Origin of the sequence: Paenibacillus sp. 32O-W (genome assembly GCF_007679495.1) — a bacterium.
Lineage (GTDB): Bacteria > Bacillota > Bacilli > Paenibacillales > NBRC-103111 > Paenibacillus_L > Paenibacillus_L residui.
The window spans coordinates 1-16,803 of the sequence record NZ_VEGP01000004.1 but is presented as its reverse complement, the minus strand read 5'-3'; the positions used below and the strand labels follow the sequence as shown (position 1 = coordinate 16,803).

Genomic DNA, 16,803 nt, shown 5'->3' with positions numbered 1-16,803 from the left:
ACAAGGTACAAAATAATGCAAGGTACTGAAGTTTATTTCATTCCCGATTTTCGATCTCAGCCGAATAATATTAAATACCCTTATGCGATTGGCTTCACGATGACTGGTTTTTGTTTCGGCAAGCTTAGCGTTCACTGCTTATCTACGCTAAAAAGGGTCGGGCAGAAGTTTCATGCCCAACCCTTTCGTTTGACCTCCCGGCCCTCATCACCTTTAGAGACCCGTCCGCTCCCATGTCGGCTGCGCTATTGCTGCCGCATTAACGCCGCTGCTCGCTGCCGATGCCTGCTGCCGCTGACCGGCCAGCAAGCTGTACAGCAGCGCGCAGAACTCGCCGCGGGTGACGGGCCGCCGCTCATCGCCCAGCGTCGTGGCCCAGCCGCCCGCGTCATCGCCGGCGCCAAGTGCGCGGCAGGCCGCGCGGTGCCAGCGGCCCGCGAGCCACGACGGCAAATGCGGCCGCTCGCGCCACTGCTCCTCGGGCGGCGGCTCCTCCCGCGGCAGCCGCGGGCCCATGTCGGCGCCGGCGGGCAGCAGCCGGTCGGTGGCGGGCAGAGACGGCAGCGCTCGGCCCCCCGGCAGCAGTCGGGCCGCCGCTATCCAGCGCGAAGCATCGGCGGCCTGCAGCGGATCGTCCAGTCGGGCTTCATACGAGGTAAAAAAGCCCTTGGTGCCGAAATATTCCGCAGCGGCCCGAGCCGGATGGCTCCACGGAATATCGGCAAAATAGGTGATCCGCTGGTTGGCCGCCAACAGCTCAAGCTGTAGCGCATCGACCGGGAGCTTGCGCGGAGTCGTCCCTTCGGCCAGGCACAGATCGCTGGCCACGCCCGCCGCGAATCCGAGCTGCATCCAGCAGGGCTCCATACGGATCGTGCCGAACCCCATATGTGTAGCCGAGACCGCTACCGGAACGAGCAGGCCGTCCACCCGCTTCGGCACAATGACTCCGTAAGGGATCTGGTACACCTTCGTCAGCCAGCCGAGTCCGAGGAAGCCCTCAAGCGCCCGATCCCGTCCGGCGGCCTCCCGCTTGCGGGTCGCATGGGAATCGATCGGATAATCGCCGATCGCAATGCTCTCCGGATGCACCGGAGCCCGCTCCAAACCGGGAGCGACCCGGGCATCGTTCTCGGTGAAGGTGTACTCCCCTTCTATCCGGCGCGCTTCGCGGACATAGATTTGCGGCGGAAAATGCCCATGCTCCGCAAATTCGTCCCCGGCATACCCCCAGGTCAACGCTTCTTCCCGGAACTCCGCCGGCAGTGCTTCATCGTTCTGCAGGAACCATAGCAGCCCCTGAACATAATCCCGCTGGCGTTGGACGAAAGCGGCACGCACTGCGGCATCCCCGTCCGCATACTCCTGGTTTTCCTCCGGCAAGTCGGTCGAACACATGCAATAATGATGATTATTGCAGTCGGTCTTACCGTTCGGAATTGGGAGCATGTTCATGACGTCGCGGATGGAGCGTACCCGTCCGACGGCTACGTCCCCGGCCAAGCTCGCATAATCCTCCCGGCAGTAGATTTCCGGTTTGCGGAACGGAATCCGGATCTCCGGCCTCTGCGTCAGACACAGACGGAAGTTGTACGCTTGGATCCGTTCGTCTCCTTCTCCCGTGCTTCCGGGGAACACTTCCTTGCTGGCCGCAAAATCCATGTACAGCTTGCCGGCATATTCCTCGTTCCACTCGTCGCGGCTCTCCCGCCCCGAATGCCAAGGCACACCCGCCATTGCGGCCAGATCCCCTTCATAGGTAGCGTCAATAAACATGCCGGCCCGCACGGTCTTCCTTGCCGTTCTCTCCAGGGATTCGGCCATGTCGGCAACGAAATGTCCGCCGCTGCCTTCATCCGCCCTCCGCCGCAACAGAACGCCCGTCAGCTTTACGGCAGAGGCTGCCGTTGATGCCTGTTCCGCCCTGTTTATCGTACCCGGCCCCGCTTCATTCGCTTCCAGTGTTTCCGGCTCCATATCCGGCTTTGGCTCCTTGGCTTTCTGCTTCACTGCATCAGATTCCGCCGAACAAGACTCCACGACACCCGCTTCCGCGGCCGCCTGTTCCTCAGCTTCCCATTCTACGGCTTCCAATTCCCACTGCATGATAATTTCCAGAAGCGGCTCCTGTTCCACCATCTCCGTCAGCACCCGATGCGCTACCGACGGCTCGAAGAACAGCCCCTGATTGCAGGCCTTTGCCTGCTCCGAATCCTCTCCGTACGTATCGGCGTAATACCGGTAAACCTTACCGGCAAATTCACGGAAAACCGCGCCGGATGCCTCCAGCGACAGAATATCTGTGCGCCCCAGCCCGCTCGTCATCAGCCCGCCGAAGTGGCCGGTCGGCTCCGCAAGCAGTGTCCGGCGGCCCCTTCGTGCGGCGCCAAGGGCGGCTCCGATTCCACCGGGAGTTGCACCGTAAACGAACACATCGACTTTGTACCGTGCGTCTTCTTCCTTTTGAATACTCATGCGGACATCTCATCCATATCGAATGGCTCCTCCTTGAGCATGGGATCGGTCATATCGACCATTGCTGTCCGTCTTGTCGCTTCCGGAAACCATACCCATATTGAGTTCAATTTTCTGCACCGGAGGCAACTACGGCCATACGAGTTCTGCTTTCCTGTAAGAGCAAATCACGCCTATAACGAATCCGGTCCTGCCGCTCCAAAGTAATCACGTTCATTTCCTTATACCGTTCTTGCATCGGACCGGTGTTTGCTACAACATCTCCGCCTCGGATCAGAGCCCGATGGACTTTGCCGCTCCTATGAGCCTCAATCTTTCCACTCCAGTATCTGTCCGTCACTAAGCAGATGCTCCCTAAGCATGGTGTAGTCCACTTCCTGCACGGCTCGACTGCGCGCCAGAGCCACTCCGGCGGCCGTTGCCGCAGACTGCCCGAGGACCATGAATACCGGCTCCATCCGGATGGAGCCGTAAGCGATATGCGAAGATGACAGGCAGACCGGCACCAGCAGGTTCTGGCACTGTTCACCCTTCGGAATGATCGAGCGGTAGGAGATCGGGTAAGGCCCAGGGGGGCTGATTTCCACATTGCCTTCGTTAATGCAGCGGCCGTCTATTACTATCCTCCGGCAATTATGCGAATCCATACCATAAGCCGCCAGCCCGACTGAGTCCTCCGCGACCGCCAAGTGCCGGCAATGATGCTCGGTCATGACAAAGTCCGAAACCATCCGACGCGCTTCCCGGACATAGAGCTGATGGGGCCAGTTCGCCGATCCGGGGAATTCGTCCGCAGGCAGCCCCCACTGCCGCACTTCACCGCGAATCCAAGCCGGCACCCGTTCGTCATTCGCCAGAAAATACAGCATCCCGAGATTATAATTAACGTGATCCTGGAAGAGGTGCTCCCTCTCGGAATAGCCGGCATCCGGCCAGGCGTAGTTGCCTCCGATATGATCGGTCGAAACGCCCCCGAAATTATTCAGGTCTGTTTTCCCGCGCTGCATCATGACATGCAACCGCATCGCATCCCAGACCCCGGCGTTAATATAGCGAAGCAGGAGCTCGAAGCGGTCAGGGTCATATCCCGGCGGCTCGGGGAACGGGATCCGGTTGCTTGCCACATTGGTCAAACAGATCCGGAAGTTGTACGCCTGTACACACGAATCGCCGTCACCCTGCCTGCCCGGCTCCAGATCCTGGACCCCGGCGATCAACCCGCTGTCCGGCTTGCCGGGAACAACGTACGGATCGACCCAGGCCTTGAAGTTATGATTCGGACTGCCGAAATGAATGCCGTTCAGCGTCTCCCGGTAGATCGAATTCGCCTCGCGTCCGACCGTATAGGACACGCCCGCCCGGGCCATTAAATCTCCCTCATAAGTGGCATCAATGAACATTCCCGCTTCGAAGGTGCTTCCGTCCTCCATGACTATTCGGACAATCCGGCCGTCACGCAATTCCACCCGATCCAGTCGCTGTTCAAAATAGACAGGGATATCATAACGCTCCACCCAGTCCAGATAAATCCGCTCCGCCACGGACGGCTCGAACATCCACCCCGAGCCGTCGGGCTCGGAGCTCCCGTAATGCCGGCCGATCTCCCGATAAAACTCGCGTGATATTCCTCCGATCACAGCCTTATTCCCGAAATCGGTTCGCCCAAGTCCGCCGGATGTCAGACCTCCCAGATGCCGTCCGAATTCGACGAGGGCCGTTTTCATTCCCATCCGGGCCGCCTGTACGGCTGCCGCCACCCCAGCCGAGCTGCCGCCGTAGATGCAGACATCGGCTTTAACATGAATGGGCGGGGCCGGGTTCTTTTTTGCCCTATAATAATACAATCCGCTAAAATCCGTCACAATCCTACCACTCCTTTGTTCGATAGTCCCTTAGGATTCAACCCTCACCCCAATAGGCGGATCCGCTTAGAGCAAGGCCCCTCCTGAAGCGACGCTTGATGCTTGATGCTTGGCTTAAGCTATTCTATTTGAGGAGCCTCCATCTGATTCCTGATGACAGCTTTGGCATAAGCGAACCCTTTCCGTTCATGACGTAATAGATTTCCGTAACAAGCAGATAGCTATTCCGTTCCAACCCCTTTGCCCCGTTCTCCTCTTCGCCAAACATGAAGCTCCCAGCGGTTCGGTCCCGCCAAACCTGAGCGAAAGGGATAGTAGTCGAAGGCAGCAGGAGCGTTCATTATTCCCGGCCATACCTCTTTGCTCCGCTCTCCTCTTGGCCAAACATAAGGCTCACAGCGGTTCTACCCCGCCAAACCCGAGCGAAAGGGATAGTAGTCGAAGGCAGCTGGAGCGATCGTTATTCCCGGCCATACCTCTTTGCTCCGCTCTCCTCTTCGCCAAAACATAAGGCTCCTACGGTTCTGCCCCACTAAACCTGAACGAAGGGGATAGTAGTCAAAGGGGCAGGAGCGGCGATAGTTATCCCCGTTCCCAAATTTCCTCCGTGCGCCCGTTTGCCCTACCCGCTAGACCGCGTGAATGGATGGCCACTTCAGCTCCACACCGGCCTGTACCAGAATCGACTGGTAATCCTCCAGCTTCTGCTTATCATTGCGCACTTCGCGCGGCTTGACTCCGTGCTCCACACAGTAGGCGGCCAAATAACCCGCCGCTTCGCCGATGTTCCATTCGACCGGATGCAGCCGATAGCAACCGTTTGTAATATGGGTCGTGCCAATGTTTTTGCATGCGGGCAGCAAATTGTTGACCCGGACCGGAATGAGCGAGCCTAGAGGAATTTGAAACGGCAGGCTCGGAATATCAATATACGTGCGCAGCCCCGTGCTCGGATGCAGATCGATCCCGTAGAAGCCGATGCCGACCGAATCCGGGTAATCTTCAGCCGTTAATCCCGGTCTGCATGCGGGACTCAGATGCTGCTCCAGAATGGTCAATTCGGCCCGAATTCTTCTTGCCTCGCGGATGTACGGACTTTTGGCCAACCCGTCCTCCGTGCCGACAGCATCCTTCCTAAGCCTCAGCCCCGGGTAACCGTACCGTCCGTCCGGACGCGGGGCCTCGGTTTGCATCCAATACAGCAGGGACAAGCTCAATTGCTTGGCGTTCTCCAGATGCTTGATGCGTTCCTCCTCCGGAACATCGATGATGGAGCCGAGCCAATAATCGTTCTGCGGCCAGTTGACGATCGTCATATCGCTGTCAAAAGTCCCTTCCGCAAACAGGGAACGGTCAATGACTCTCCGGTATTGCCATAACGAGAACGACTTGCCGTCCGGGAAGAAGCTGTAACGGACCGGCTCCAGCGTATGCGGAACAAGTCCCATCCAGCTTAACTGTTTGTCTGGCCAGAAATCCGCCTGGTACTCCCTCCAGAAATCATACTGGGCCGGTTTCGGAATGGTGAAATCCTCCCCCTCGAGATGATCGACCAGGAAGCAGTAAGTAAAGGCCTGCATATCCTGAGGATCGGCCTCTCCTTCCAAGGCATGCGGCTCGCCGGTCTGGCTGACGGATTCCGAGCCGGTTACATACTCGACTCCGGCCAAGGGGAGCACATCCCCCTCTTCCGTGGCATCCAGAAAATACGGGGCGGTCAGCACGACCTCATCCCCCGTGTCCAGGCTTCGGACATGGACCGCTGCAACTTCGTCGCCCGATGTTTCCGCACGGACACATTTATAACGGGTCAGTACGATTAGCGTCCCGTTATGAATGTAGGGAGCCAGCATGTCATTCAGGACAGCCAAGGCGGTACGGGGCTCATGGGCTACCCGGCGGCTTCCCGTGGCATTGCCCGGGTTCAAATAAAGAGCGGAGCGGGCTGCTGCCGTCAGCGGAAAATTGCGGCTGTAGTAATCGCGCACCCGATTCCGGAATTGCCGATAGCTGGCGGTGCAACCGAACTGCTCGATCCACGTATGCTCATCCGGGGGAACCGCCTGACTTGTCAATTGACCTCCGATCCAGTCCGTTTCCTCGGTCATGAGCACCTTTTTGCCCATCTTGGCACAAGCCAAGGCAGCCGCGCATCCCCCCGTTCCACCTCCAATAATAACAACGTCTGCATGAAGCTGTTTCATCACCCGCCTGGCTCCTTTCCAATGTCGTAGAATAAAAGCTCGGACAGCCGGATGCGAAGCCCGAGCAGACGCAGGGGATTATTTATGGAATTTCGATCTGCCGATGCTCCGAGGCCCGGCAAATGACAAAATCCCGCTCCTGCATACGTAACTGGCCAGCCCTCCTCCCATTGAAGCTAATTCACTGAACGAGCCCAAGCTCCTTGGCCCGCTTTTCCGCCTGCTCGACAAACAGCTTATACTTGAATGAGCTCTCCAGCGTTTTTATGAAATCGGGGTACTCTTCAAGCGGCCGCTTGTTGTACAGAAACTTGGCCAGTTCTTCCTTGGCGTAACGGTCGGCGTCCGCCGCATTATAGCCTGCCGGAGGCAGCAGATTGCTGTCGATACTCTGCAGCCGCGGCAGTTTGAGCGCATACTCGATGAACTTCTCCTCCGTCGGGAACTTCGTGGGCAAATACTCTTCGTTCGGACGCCCGGTCATTTGATAGTAGTGGAAGTAGTTGCCCTCTTTGGCCATCGCTTCCGTCAGCACGATTTTGCCATTCTCCACATTATAGTGGCGGCCTTCGATTCCATACATGACCAGACGATTGCCTTCCTTGCTCGAAATATAGTTCAGCAGCTCGAAAATTTTCTCCAGCTTGTCAGGCTGCTTCTCGAGTGTCTTCGGCAGAGCGAACAGGCGGGACGGCTTCTCGGCGTCGAATGCCGTATCATATTGGCCGTAAGGGCCTTCGGGCGGGCCCATCTGCACCCATTCTGCCTCGGGATTAATGGTTTTGTACTGCTCGACGAATTCCACCTTGCCCATATCCGTCCACCCTGACCAGATGATGCCGGCTTTCCCCTGGAATGCCTGATCGCGCGCCATCGTTCCTTTGTTGGTCATAATTTGCGGATCCACCAAATTCTCGGAAATGAGACGCTTGATATAGGCAAGAGCTTCCTCCATTCCCGGAACATAGAAGGAATTGACCACCTTCCCGTCCTTCAGAAAGGTCGTTCCGGGACCGGCTGTTCCGAAGGCTCCGAAGATCGGGGCGAAGGTGCCGAGTTCCGTTCCCGTAAATCCGTACGTATCCTTCTTGCCGTTGCCGTCGGGATCATTCTCTATAAAAGCCTTCGCCACCTCATACAGCTCCTCGAGATTGGTCGGCATCTCCAGCTTCAGGTGATCCAGCCAGTCCTGACGGATCCAGAAGGACGTAAACGCCACATCGGCAATTCTCGTAATGGCGTAGTACTTGCCGTTTACCATCCCTTTCTTCAGCAGGCTTTCGCCCATGAAGTCCTTGGCCGTCTGCAGCTTCGAATCGAGGTAAGGAGTCAGATCAAGCAGCAGGCCCTTCTGCGCAAAATCGTTAAGGGTAACCAGATCGAGATGCATAATATCCGGATAATTGCCGGCTGCAGTCCGTACCTTGATTTGGTTCATATAATCGTTGAAGCCCTGAATCATCGTCATCTGCAAATCGATGTTCAGCTTCTCGTCCAGAGCTTTCTTAATGAAATCGTCCTGCGGAGCCGGCTTCCCGGAGCCTTCCATAGCAACCGTAATTTTCACCGGCTCCTTGTTTTCCGTCCTCGTCTCCTCCTTCTTGGGGGCTCCACTCGGTGACGGACCCGCGTTATTACTATCCTTGCCCGTCGAGCACCCCAATACCGCTCCTGTCAGGAGAAGCATGCTTGCGGCAAGCGCTGCATAACGTTTCTTGGCAACCATTATCCAACTCCCCTTTATCGTTCATTTGGAATTTACCCTTTGATGGAACCAAGCAGCATGCCTTTAGTAAAATGCTTCTGCAAAAACGGATAAATGACGACAACCGGAACGACGGCGACCATTACCGCGGCCATCTGCATGGTCACGGTCGGAACCATGTTCTCGGGGCTCTCCATCTGCTCGACCGTTTGCATCAGCAATTCGCGGACAACGATCTGCAGCGGGAACAGGCTGCGGTCCGTAATATACATAATGGCGGCGAAAAACTGATTCCAATGAGCAACCCCGTAGAACAACCCGATCGTGACCAGGGCAGGGGTGGACAGAGGAACCACAATGCGCAGCAGCAGCCGTGCTTCCGAAGCTCCGTCCATGCGTGCCGATTCGAAAATTTCCTCCGGAAGCTGCTCGAAGAAGCTTTTCATAATGAGAACATTGAAGCTGCTGACGGCCGAAGGGATAATCAGGGCCCATACCGTGTCCAGCAGTCCGGTGCTTTTGACAACCAGATAAGTGGGAATAATTCCGCCGCTGAACAGCATCGTGAAGACGACGAGAAATAGAAACAGATTGCGGTGCGGAAGTGCTCTGCGGCTCAACGGGTAGGCGGTCAGCATGGTCAGCAGCAAATTGATGGCCGTTCCGACGGTGGTAACGAACAAGGTGATTTGGAAGGATCGGAGAATATCCGATGTGCCGAATATTTTGCGGTATGCCGCCAGGGTCAGCTCCGTCGGGACCAAGACATAACCGCCGTTCTTCAATACTTCCGCATACGGAGTCACGGAGACTGCGGCCACGTACAGAATCGGCAGAACCGCCGACAGGCCGACCAGGGTCAGCACGATATAGACGACCGTATTGAACAGTTTGTCTCCCCATCCTCTTACCATATTCCTTGCCCCCATCTCTTGGCCAATGCATTCGAGGCCAGAACCAGAAAGAATCCGATCGCCGCCTTGAACAGTCCGACGGCCGAAGCCAGGCTGAAATTAAGCTGCTCCAGCCCCGTGCGGAACACCCAAGTATCCAGAATGTCCGCCACAGAGTAGACATGAATGTTATAGAAAATATAGATTTGCTCGAAGCCGGCATCCAGAATATGTCCGAGTCTGAGTATGAGCAGCAGAATGATTACATGCCGGATTCCGGGGAGTGTGATGTGCCAGATCATTCTCAAGCGGCTTGCCCCATCCACCCTTGCCGCCTCATACAGCGTCGGGTCAATGCCCGCGATGGCGGCCAAATAGATGATGGCGCCCCAGCCGAGGTTTTGCCAAATTTCACTGCCGACCAGCACGCTTCGGAACCATTCGGTCGAGGTCAGAAAAGGGATCGCTCTCCCTCCCGATTCCACCAGCCATCGATTCAGAATGCCTGTATCCTCCGACAGCAAAATAATAGCGATGCCGTAAATAATGATCCAGGACAAAAAATGCGGCATGTAGCTCAGTGTCTGGACCAGCGATTTAAACCAATACACCCTGCATTCATTCAGCACAAGTGCGAGAAGAATGGGCGGAACCATGCCGAACAAGAGCTTGTAGATGCTGATCAGGAAGGTGTTGCGGAGCAGTTCGGCAAAATACGGCGATTCGTAAAACTGCAGGAAATGTTTGTACCACGGATCCGCCCAAGGACTGCTCACGATGCCTTCGAGAATGTTAAAATCTTTGAAGGCGATGATGACCCCGTACATAGGAACGTACTTATAAACCAGGTAGTACAGCATGCCGGGCAGCAGCATGATATACAGCGCCTTGAATTTCCAGAGCAGCTTGATATAATTAGCGAGCCGCGCGGCGGGCGGCATTCGGGCCGAGCCAACAGGCACCATACGAGCCTTCACCCCATCTTCCTCCTTCCTTTGCTAATCTGGATTCAGCATATCACGCGGCCCTGTTAGCGGATAATGAACGATTTTAACGGTTCGACTGCACATATTTGGTTTTTTGTAAGCCTTTACATTTCAACGGAACCACTCTCCCTTCCCAAAGAGGGCTCAGAAGCTTCGCGGCGGAAATCCATCGGGGTCATGCCCGTCAGTTTCTTGAATATCCGAAAAAAATAATTGGTGTTCATAAAGCCAACGCGATGGCCAATTTCCAGTACAGGAAGATCCGTATGGGAAAGATAATGCTTGGCCCGCTCGACCCGGACTTTTTGCACATATTGAATAAACGGGGTCCCCGTTTTCTTGCGAAACAATCCGCTTAAATAGGTTTCATCCATACAAACAAGGGTGGCGGCCGATTTTAACGTCAAATTTTCATTGTAGCGGCTGTGGATATGGCGCAGCAGGATGTTGACCTCCGGATGATCCGTTACCGGGAGGTCCCGGATAAGGCGCCGCTGCACATACGCCGCGAATAACGGCTCCAGCTTCTGCAGCAGCATAGCATGCTTGGTCGCTTCCCGGATGGATTGCTTGGCGGCCTGTGCCGCTTCCGGAATCAGCGGCTTCATGAAGCGGACCCAGCGCAGCGCGCATTCCTTCACCATGAGAGCAGGCCAGGCACTTTGCCTCATCTCCTCCATCAGCTCGCGGAGCAGCAAGCCGGTTTGCTTCCTTCCTTGCTCCGCACTTTGCAGCAGCTCCAGCTCCCGGGTCCACAGGCTGTTCTCCTCCATTTTGTCCCCATCGCCGCTTATGCCCGAAGGGCCGGCTTCCTCCTCCGCTGGGCATTCATACCAGGCTTCATCGAGTTTTTTCACTACAGAGGACCAGAGAGATATCCAGGACTCCGAAGCCTTCCCCGTGGCGAACGCAACCGGAATGGAAGGGGAATAGTCAAGGATCGGCTCGTGCTGAATGGAAACCGGGCTCCAGCAAAATAGAGTGGTGTAGCCGGATGCCTGAAAATGATGGGTCAAGCTGCCGGCCGGAAACCTGGAAGCCGCCCTTCTCAACCAAGTTTGTTCTTCCACCGGAACCGGGCCGCTTAGAGCGCACCCGATCCAGACCTCCGAGAAGCGTTCCTGCGGCTCCATGATCATTCCCTTGGCCCGGAGGTAACCGGGCTCCGGAGATCGGCCGGCGAACGATTCCCACACCGACGCATAACGGCGGTAATAGGCCGCCTCTGTCTTTTCCTTATACCGCTTAAGCAGCTCTCTATGGGCTTTACCGATCATTTCGTTCAAGGAATCGGGGCCCATCGATAATTTCAGCACGTATCCGGATGCCCCCAGTTCCAACGCCCTGCGGGCATATTCGAACTCGCTCATGCATGTGAGCATGATGAACATGGACTCAAAACCGGTTTCCCTGGCCCGCTGCAGCAATTCCAGGCCATCCATGTTCGGCATGAGGATATCCGTGATAACCAAATCCGGCCGATGAACTTTCATCATCTCCAAAGCCTCTTCCCCGTTACCGGCTTCCCCAACCAGCTCAAAGCCGCTTCCGGCCCAATCGACCAATTGAATAACATGGCGGCGAACATAAGGCTCGTCTTCAACCAGTAAAGCCTTCCACACGCTCAATCCCTCCTTTGTCCGCTTCATACGGGGTGGAATTCAGGAACGGAACGCGCAGCGCCGCCCGTGTCCCCTTCTCTAAGGACGCCAGCTCCAATCCGGCTTCCCCTTTGAATAACAGATGAAGCCTTTCTCTAATATTGTTCAAACCGATGGACGGCCGCCTGGACATCTCCTTCTCAGCGGCCGATGCCTGTAATCCGGCTCCATTATCATCCACATGGACAAGCAGGCTCCCTTCCTCCCGCCATGCCCGAATGACGATGACTCCGCCTTCCTTCATACGGGCAAAGCCGTGGCGGATCGCGTTCTCCACCAGCGGCTGAAGAGAAAACTTCGGCACCAGGGCATAGCGCAGCCCCTCTTCGTACTCATAGCGGATGACAAAGGATTGTTCGTAACGGAAACGCTGGATTTTGATATAGGCTTCAATAAGCTCCATCTCCCGCTGCAAATAAATAAGCTCCTCCTCCGTGTTCAAGCTCGTTTCCAGCAGGCGCCCCAGGGCGATGCAGATCTCTCCCGTCGTCCCGTCCCCCCGGGCATAAGCATTCCACTTGATCGTATTCAAGGTGTTTAATAGGAAATGGGGATTCATCTGCTGCATCAAAATCTGGAAATGAACCGCCTCGCGCCGTCTCTCCTCGATCTTCAGCCGCTCTACGGAACGGTTCAGGTCCCGGACCATCTGGTTGAACGATTCCGCCATCTCCATCATTTCCCCCCGATATTTATCCGTAGGCAGATGGACGCGAAACTGGCTGCGGGTCAGATCGGACATTTTGTTGCGAAGGAGTCGTAAAGGGCGGGTAACGGTTGAGGAAATGAAGAAAGTCATCACGACGAAAACTAACGTAAATAAACCGAAGGTAACATAAGCTTGACGCTGCACAGCCCCGATATCGCCGAAGAACACCTGCAGCGGGAATTGGGCTACCAGCGTCCAGTTCAAGGACTCGATGCCGCTGGAGGTTAGAATAGAGGAAGTTTGCCGATCGACCAGAGGCTCCCTTTCCCCGGTGGCATGCTGCTGCCGCACCCACTTCTGCCGCACCCACTTCTGCAGACCTGTCGGCATGCTCGCATCGGGTCGGGTCTGAAACAGCACTCCTCCCTGTTCATTAAGTAGAAAATAGTCCTGCTGGATGAGAAAACGGCCGGTCTGGTCCTGCAGCCATTTCCGGTAATCGAAGCTGATGCGGAGAACACCCAGCGGGAGACGGTCCCGGTCTTGAACGACACTAAAGAGCGTAAGCAGGTCCGTGTTGGCCTGCCCGTTCGGCCTCGAATCCTTGGAGAGGAGAAGCCATTGCATCGACGGACGGTCTTGTTGCCGGAGCCAGCCGATTGCACCGGCGGCCCAAGCTTCATCCTCGACACCCATGCCATTGTCAATGGAGGTATATGAAACGCCGTCCAATCCGGTCAACGTATAGTTTACGAATGCGCCGTCTGCAAACAGATTGGCCTTGACCTCCTTAAGCAGCTGCTGGATCTGCTCCTTCTCCACCCGGCCTTCCTCCGATTGGGCGAGCAATATCTGCAGTTCCTTCTCCAATTGAAGAGAAGTCATCAGAATTCTCGTCTTTATTTGCTCGAAATAGGATACCATCTGGTCCAACTGATACTGGCTCTGCTCGCCGATCCGTTCTTCATACAGAGACTCCATTTGATCGTAGCTGCGGATTTGCACCAGAAAGAACGGCAGAACAATAAAAAGGACAAAAGATAAGAATAAGCGGTTTTTCAGCGAACTGGGCATCAAAGCTTTAATACGGGACAATCCAATCTCCTCCCGGAATAGATTGTATGCGTTTTCAATAGATTCTAGCATAAACCTCGGGGACATAATGTCGAATGTTGAAAAGAGCAAAACTCTTATCGGAGGATTTGGCAATGCAAAAAAGGACCGCCCCTTCCGGTCTTTTCAAGACCTTCCGGGGCAGTCCCGATTTGATCGCCGCTTTTTCGCCCTGACTCCAATCAACCCTGCTCTTCTTCAGCGTCCATGTCCTCGGCAGCCTCGAAGACGTTCTCCTCCGGCACCCGGGTCATTTCATCTTTCTGCTTCACCCAGTACTCTATATTCTCGTACCATGCCTCGAAAGAGGCGTCCAACAGATTTTCCCGATTGCGGTCTTCGTTAACATCGGAGTCTACCTCCATATCCCGCCTGAGCAGCTCATCCCGATGTTTACCTTCCTCCCGCTCCTGTTCCTGACCATGATCTTTTGCTTTCAAGCCGGCATGACCTCCCTGGGCGTATGATTAGTTTTAATTATTCTGCATAAAAATGGAGAAATCTATGCAAGCCTCCCGTCATCAACTTAAAGCTCATTGCGGTCACAGCTGATTGATCAGCGCCTCTCGCAGACGGTTGTAAGTCGGCGCAAGCTCCCGCAACACAGAGACTGTGGTCGCATCGTCGCCGACAACCAGCAGGTACTGAAGCGATCCGATCAGCTTCGCCTGCTCGGCCGCGATGACGGGTCGAAATATGGTTCGCATAATACGGAGTTATACGAGCCGGAAGGAGGTGAACAAAACCCTCTAAAATGCCGAAAAACCTTATGTATCAAAGGTTTTAGCCGATGGATAAATTGTTCCATCTGAGCGTAAATAACTCGGTTTTTCGTGAAAGTTTTACGAAATCGTATACCGGGTTGTTATACGAACCACCCCCTAGTCGACTCGTATATCCGCTTTACCTCGCATAACACTCAATGGAGGATATGCGAAGTGTTACGCCAAAAAAATGATCCAGCAAAAAGATTGCAAAGTTCAAACGTTACTTTCGATGAAGCCGTTTATCTTTTCTTACAGGAATGTAAAATCCGAAATCTGACGGAAGAAACTATCCGCCGTTACCTCAAAGGGTTGACCAAGTTCAAGCAACACCTCGAAACTAAGAAACTGAATTTGGGTACGCTAACCCCTTATGATCTGACCCACCGCATTATCCCCAGCATGCTGGACGAGGGATTGGCACTGAGGACGGTGAACTGTAACCTTTGCATCCTTAAAGAGTTTTTCAAATTCCTTACCTGCGAAGGTTGGATGGAAACGAACATTGCCGCAAATATGAAACCGTTCAAGGTTCAGCCTTCATTGACGCATACCTTCACGGATGGTCATTTGCAACGATTGCTTGCACAACCGGACCGATCCACCTTCACCGGCTATCGTAATTATGTCATGATGCTGGTGCTGCTCGAGACCGGCATCCGCTTAAAAGAACTGGCGAACCTCCGGATTACAGACATTCGCTTTGAAGAAGGATCGCTGCGCATCCAACAAGGTAAAGGACGGAAAGCCCGCCATGTGCCGATTCAACGCACATGCGCATTCGAGCTGAAACGATATATTCAGGAACGTGGCAAGTTGGAACACGAGCGCGTCTGGGTCAACTTGGACAACCGACCATTTGAAACTGCGGGAATTCGGATTATGATTTCCCGATATTGCAAAGCAGCGGGTATCAAAGGTATCCAATGCTCCTGCCACACTTTTCGACATACGATGGCGAAACAGTATCTACTAAACGGCGGCGACATATTTACGCTTAAAAGCATTTTGGGGCACGAGCGGATGGAAACGACGGAAATGTATGTCGAATTGTTTTCTCGAGACCTGCAAATTCAACATGGAAAGTTCAGCCCGGTCGAACATCTGGTAAACGAATTTCCAGACGCCATCGACAAAAGCGGGGTGAGCCAATGAATAAACGCAGGCAAAACGTACTGACTACCGTCGATGGTTCCAGTTCCGCAAAGCAACAATTAAGCTTCGACGATTTACTTCATTCTTTTATTCTCGATTGCAAAGCAAAAAACCTTTCGCCACTCACGCTTCGATTTTATCAGGACTGCGTTCAACAAATGAAAGATGCTTTTCTGGAACAGGAAGTTCCGCTCGATATCTATTCTGTGACTTCCCGCGAGGTCAAAAACCATTTTGTAGCCTATCTGATCGACCGAGGAAAGTCCGACAATACGGTGAACGGGCGTATTAAAGGCGTCAAGCAGTTCTTCAGGTATTTGTTCGAGGAAGGCTGGAAGACAAATAATATCGCGGACGAGTTGCATGTAGTCAAAGCGGAAAAGCTGATGATTCAAACTTTTACCAGAGAACAAGTAGCCGATCTGCTGGAACAACCGGACCGCAAAACGTTCACCGGCTTCCGTGACTATACTATGATGATTGTGCTGCTAGAAACCGGCATGCGGATCAGCGAACTATGCAACCTGAAAACCGGGGACTTGTTCTTCAAAGAGCAGGAGATTCGGATTAGCAAGGGAAAAGGAGGAAAAGCCCGCCGCGTACCGTTTCAGCAAACGTGCGCAAAAATCGTCCGCAAATACCTGGACATTCGGGGTGACCTGGAAACGGACGCTCTGTTCGTCAATATCAACAACGAACCGATCAGCACCAGAGCTCTGCAAGAAAAAATGCAGGTATACGGTAAAGCGGCTAGAATACAGGGAGTACGTGTTTCGCCCCACACGTTTCGCCATACGATGGCGAAATTTTATATCCTAAACGGCGGTGATCCGTTCACACTGCGACGTATCTTAGGACATGCCACGCTGGAAATGGTCGAGTATTATGTAGAGCTATTCAACAGCGATATACGGCAGCAACACAAGAAGTTCAGTCCGATTGAGAAAATGAAACGGACTATTTAATAGTTAATCAATGAAGAGAGGATGCTTTAACATGAAATCGGAATGTGGATAACTCAATCCTGTGGATAACCCGCCATCGCACCACGGAATGCCTGTTTCAATGAGTTTTTGGGGCCGGGCTTTTAAGTCTTCTTACGTTCTGATGTGATCCTGCGTTTTTTTGCACAGCCCAAAGAAGACCTGACTTTTACAGGTCGAAATGTCGTTATGGCCAGGGATGAATCGAACCGTTAGGCCGCATGTAGAGTCGGAATGAAGCTTATGGCCAATGCTCTAAGCTTTTGCTGCATTGCATCGACGATGCCAGCGAGCGTCGGATTCGGCGCAAGCCGGATATGCTGGTAGCGACCGGAACCGACCACATTGCCGGG

The 16,803-nt window shown here is 54.3% G+C and carries 13 protein-coding genes; 2 read left to right on the top strand and 11 right to left on the bottom strand.

What is annotated here, in order from left to right; all coding sequences use genetic code 11:
- Positions 1-213: 213 nt before the first annotated feature.
- The 11 genes from FS806_RS02410 to FS806_RS26040 all read right to left on the bottom strand — a co-directional run bounded on the left by FS806_RS02410 (position 214) and on the right by FS806_RS26040 (position 14,255).
- On the bottom strand, positions 214-2,475 hold the full coding sequence (locus FS806_RS02410) for an FAD-dependent oxidoreductase (RefSeq protein ID WP_144932811.1): 2,262 nt from the start codon (positions 2,473-2,475) through the stop codon (positions 214-216).
- 106 nt (positions 2,476-2,581) lie between these two features.
- Positions 2,582-2,713: a hypothetical protein gene (locus FS806_RS26525; RefSeq protein WP_260981955.1), complete on the bottom strand. Its 132-nt coding sequence runs from the start codon at positions 2,711-2,713 to the stop codon at positions 2,582-2,584.
- A gap of 70 nt (positions 2,714-2,783) precedes the next feature.
- Positions 2,784-4,337 carry an FAD-dependent oxidoreductase gene (locus tag FS806_RS02405; protein ID WP_260981954.1) on the bottom strand — a complete coding sequence of 518 codons (1,554 nt, stop codon included), beginning with the start codon at positions 4,335-4,337 and terminating at the stop codon, positions 2,784-2,786.
- A 629-nt stretch (positions 4,338-4,966) separates the two neighbouring features.
- Positions 4,967-6,541: an FAD-dependent oxidoreductase gene (locus FS806_RS02400; protein WP_144933015.1), complete on the bottom strand. Its 1,575-nt coding sequence runs from the start codon at positions 6,539-6,541 to the stop codon at positions 4,967-4,969.
- A 181-nt stretch (positions 6,542-6,722) separates the two neighbouring features.
- The gene (locus FS806_RS02395; RefSeq protein ID WP_144932809.1) at positions 6,723-8,267 is read right to left on the bottom strand and encodes an extracellular solute-binding protein; all 1,545 of its coding nucleotides are present in this window, start codon (positions 8,265-8,267) and stop codon (positions 6,723-6,725) included.
- A 32-nt stretch (positions 8,268-8,299) separates the two neighbouring features.
- The gene (locus FS806_RS02390) at positions 8,300-9,160 is read right to left on the bottom strand and encodes a carbohydrate ABC transporter permease (RefSeq protein WP_144932807.1); all 861 of its coding nucleotides are present in this window, start codon (positions 9,158-9,160) and stop codon (positions 8,300-8,302) included.
- Positions 9,154-10,080 (bottom strand): ABC transporter permease, encoded by a 927-nt coding sequence (locus FS806_RS02385; protein WP_260981960.1) that lies wholly within the window; start codon positions 10,078-10,080, stop codon positions 9,154-9,156. The genes FS806_RS02390 and FS806_RS02385 overlap by 7 nt, the downstream gene beginning before the upstream one ends.
- A gap of 149 nt (positions 10,081-10,229) precedes the next feature.
- On the bottom strand, positions 10,230-11,747 hold the full coding sequence (locus FS806_RS25605) for a response regulator transcription factor (RefSeq protein ID WP_186328169.1): 1,518 nt from the start codon (positions 11,745-11,747) through the stop codon (positions 10,230-10,232).
- Positions 11,725-13,530 (bottom strand): cache domain-containing sensor histidine kinase, encoded by a 1,806-nt coding sequence (locus tag FS806_RS02375; RefSeq protein ID WP_186328168.1) that lies wholly within the window; start codon positions 13,528-13,530, stop codon positions 11,725-11,727. Before FS806_RS02375 ends, FS806_RS25605 begins: the two co-directional genes overlap by 23 nt.
- A gap of 200 nt (positions 13,531-13,730) precedes the next feature.
- A complete protein-coding gene (locus tag FS806_RS02370; protein WP_260981953.1) occupies positions 13,731-13,988 on the bottom strand; it encodes a hypothetical protein in 258 nt (85 codons plus the stop codon).
- A 102-nt stretch (positions 13,989-14,090) separates the two neighbouring features.
- Positions 14,091-14,255 (bottom strand): hypothetical protein, encoded by a 165-nt coding sequence (locus FS806_RS26040; protein WP_222126577.1) that lies wholly within the window; start codon positions 14,253-14,255, stop codon positions 14,091-14,093.
- 231 nt (positions 14,256-14,486) lie between these two features.
- Between FS806_RS26040 and FS806_RS02365 the strand changes: the two genes are divergently transcribed.
- On the top strand, positions 14,487-15,467 hold the full coding sequence (locus FS806_RS02365) for a tyrosine-type recombinase/integrase (RefSeq protein ID WP_144932803.1): 981 nt from the start codon (positions 14,487-14,489) through the stop codon (positions 15,465-15,467).
- Positions 15,464-16,432: a tyrosine-type recombinase/integrase gene (locus FS806_RS02360; protein ID WP_144932801.1), complete on the top strand. Its 969-nt coding sequence runs from the start codon at positions 15,464-15,466 to the stop codon at positions 16,430-16,432. The genes FS806_RS02365 and FS806_RS02360 overlap by 4 nt, the downstream gene beginning before the upstream one ends.
- Positions 16,433-16,803: the final 371 nt, after the last annotated feature.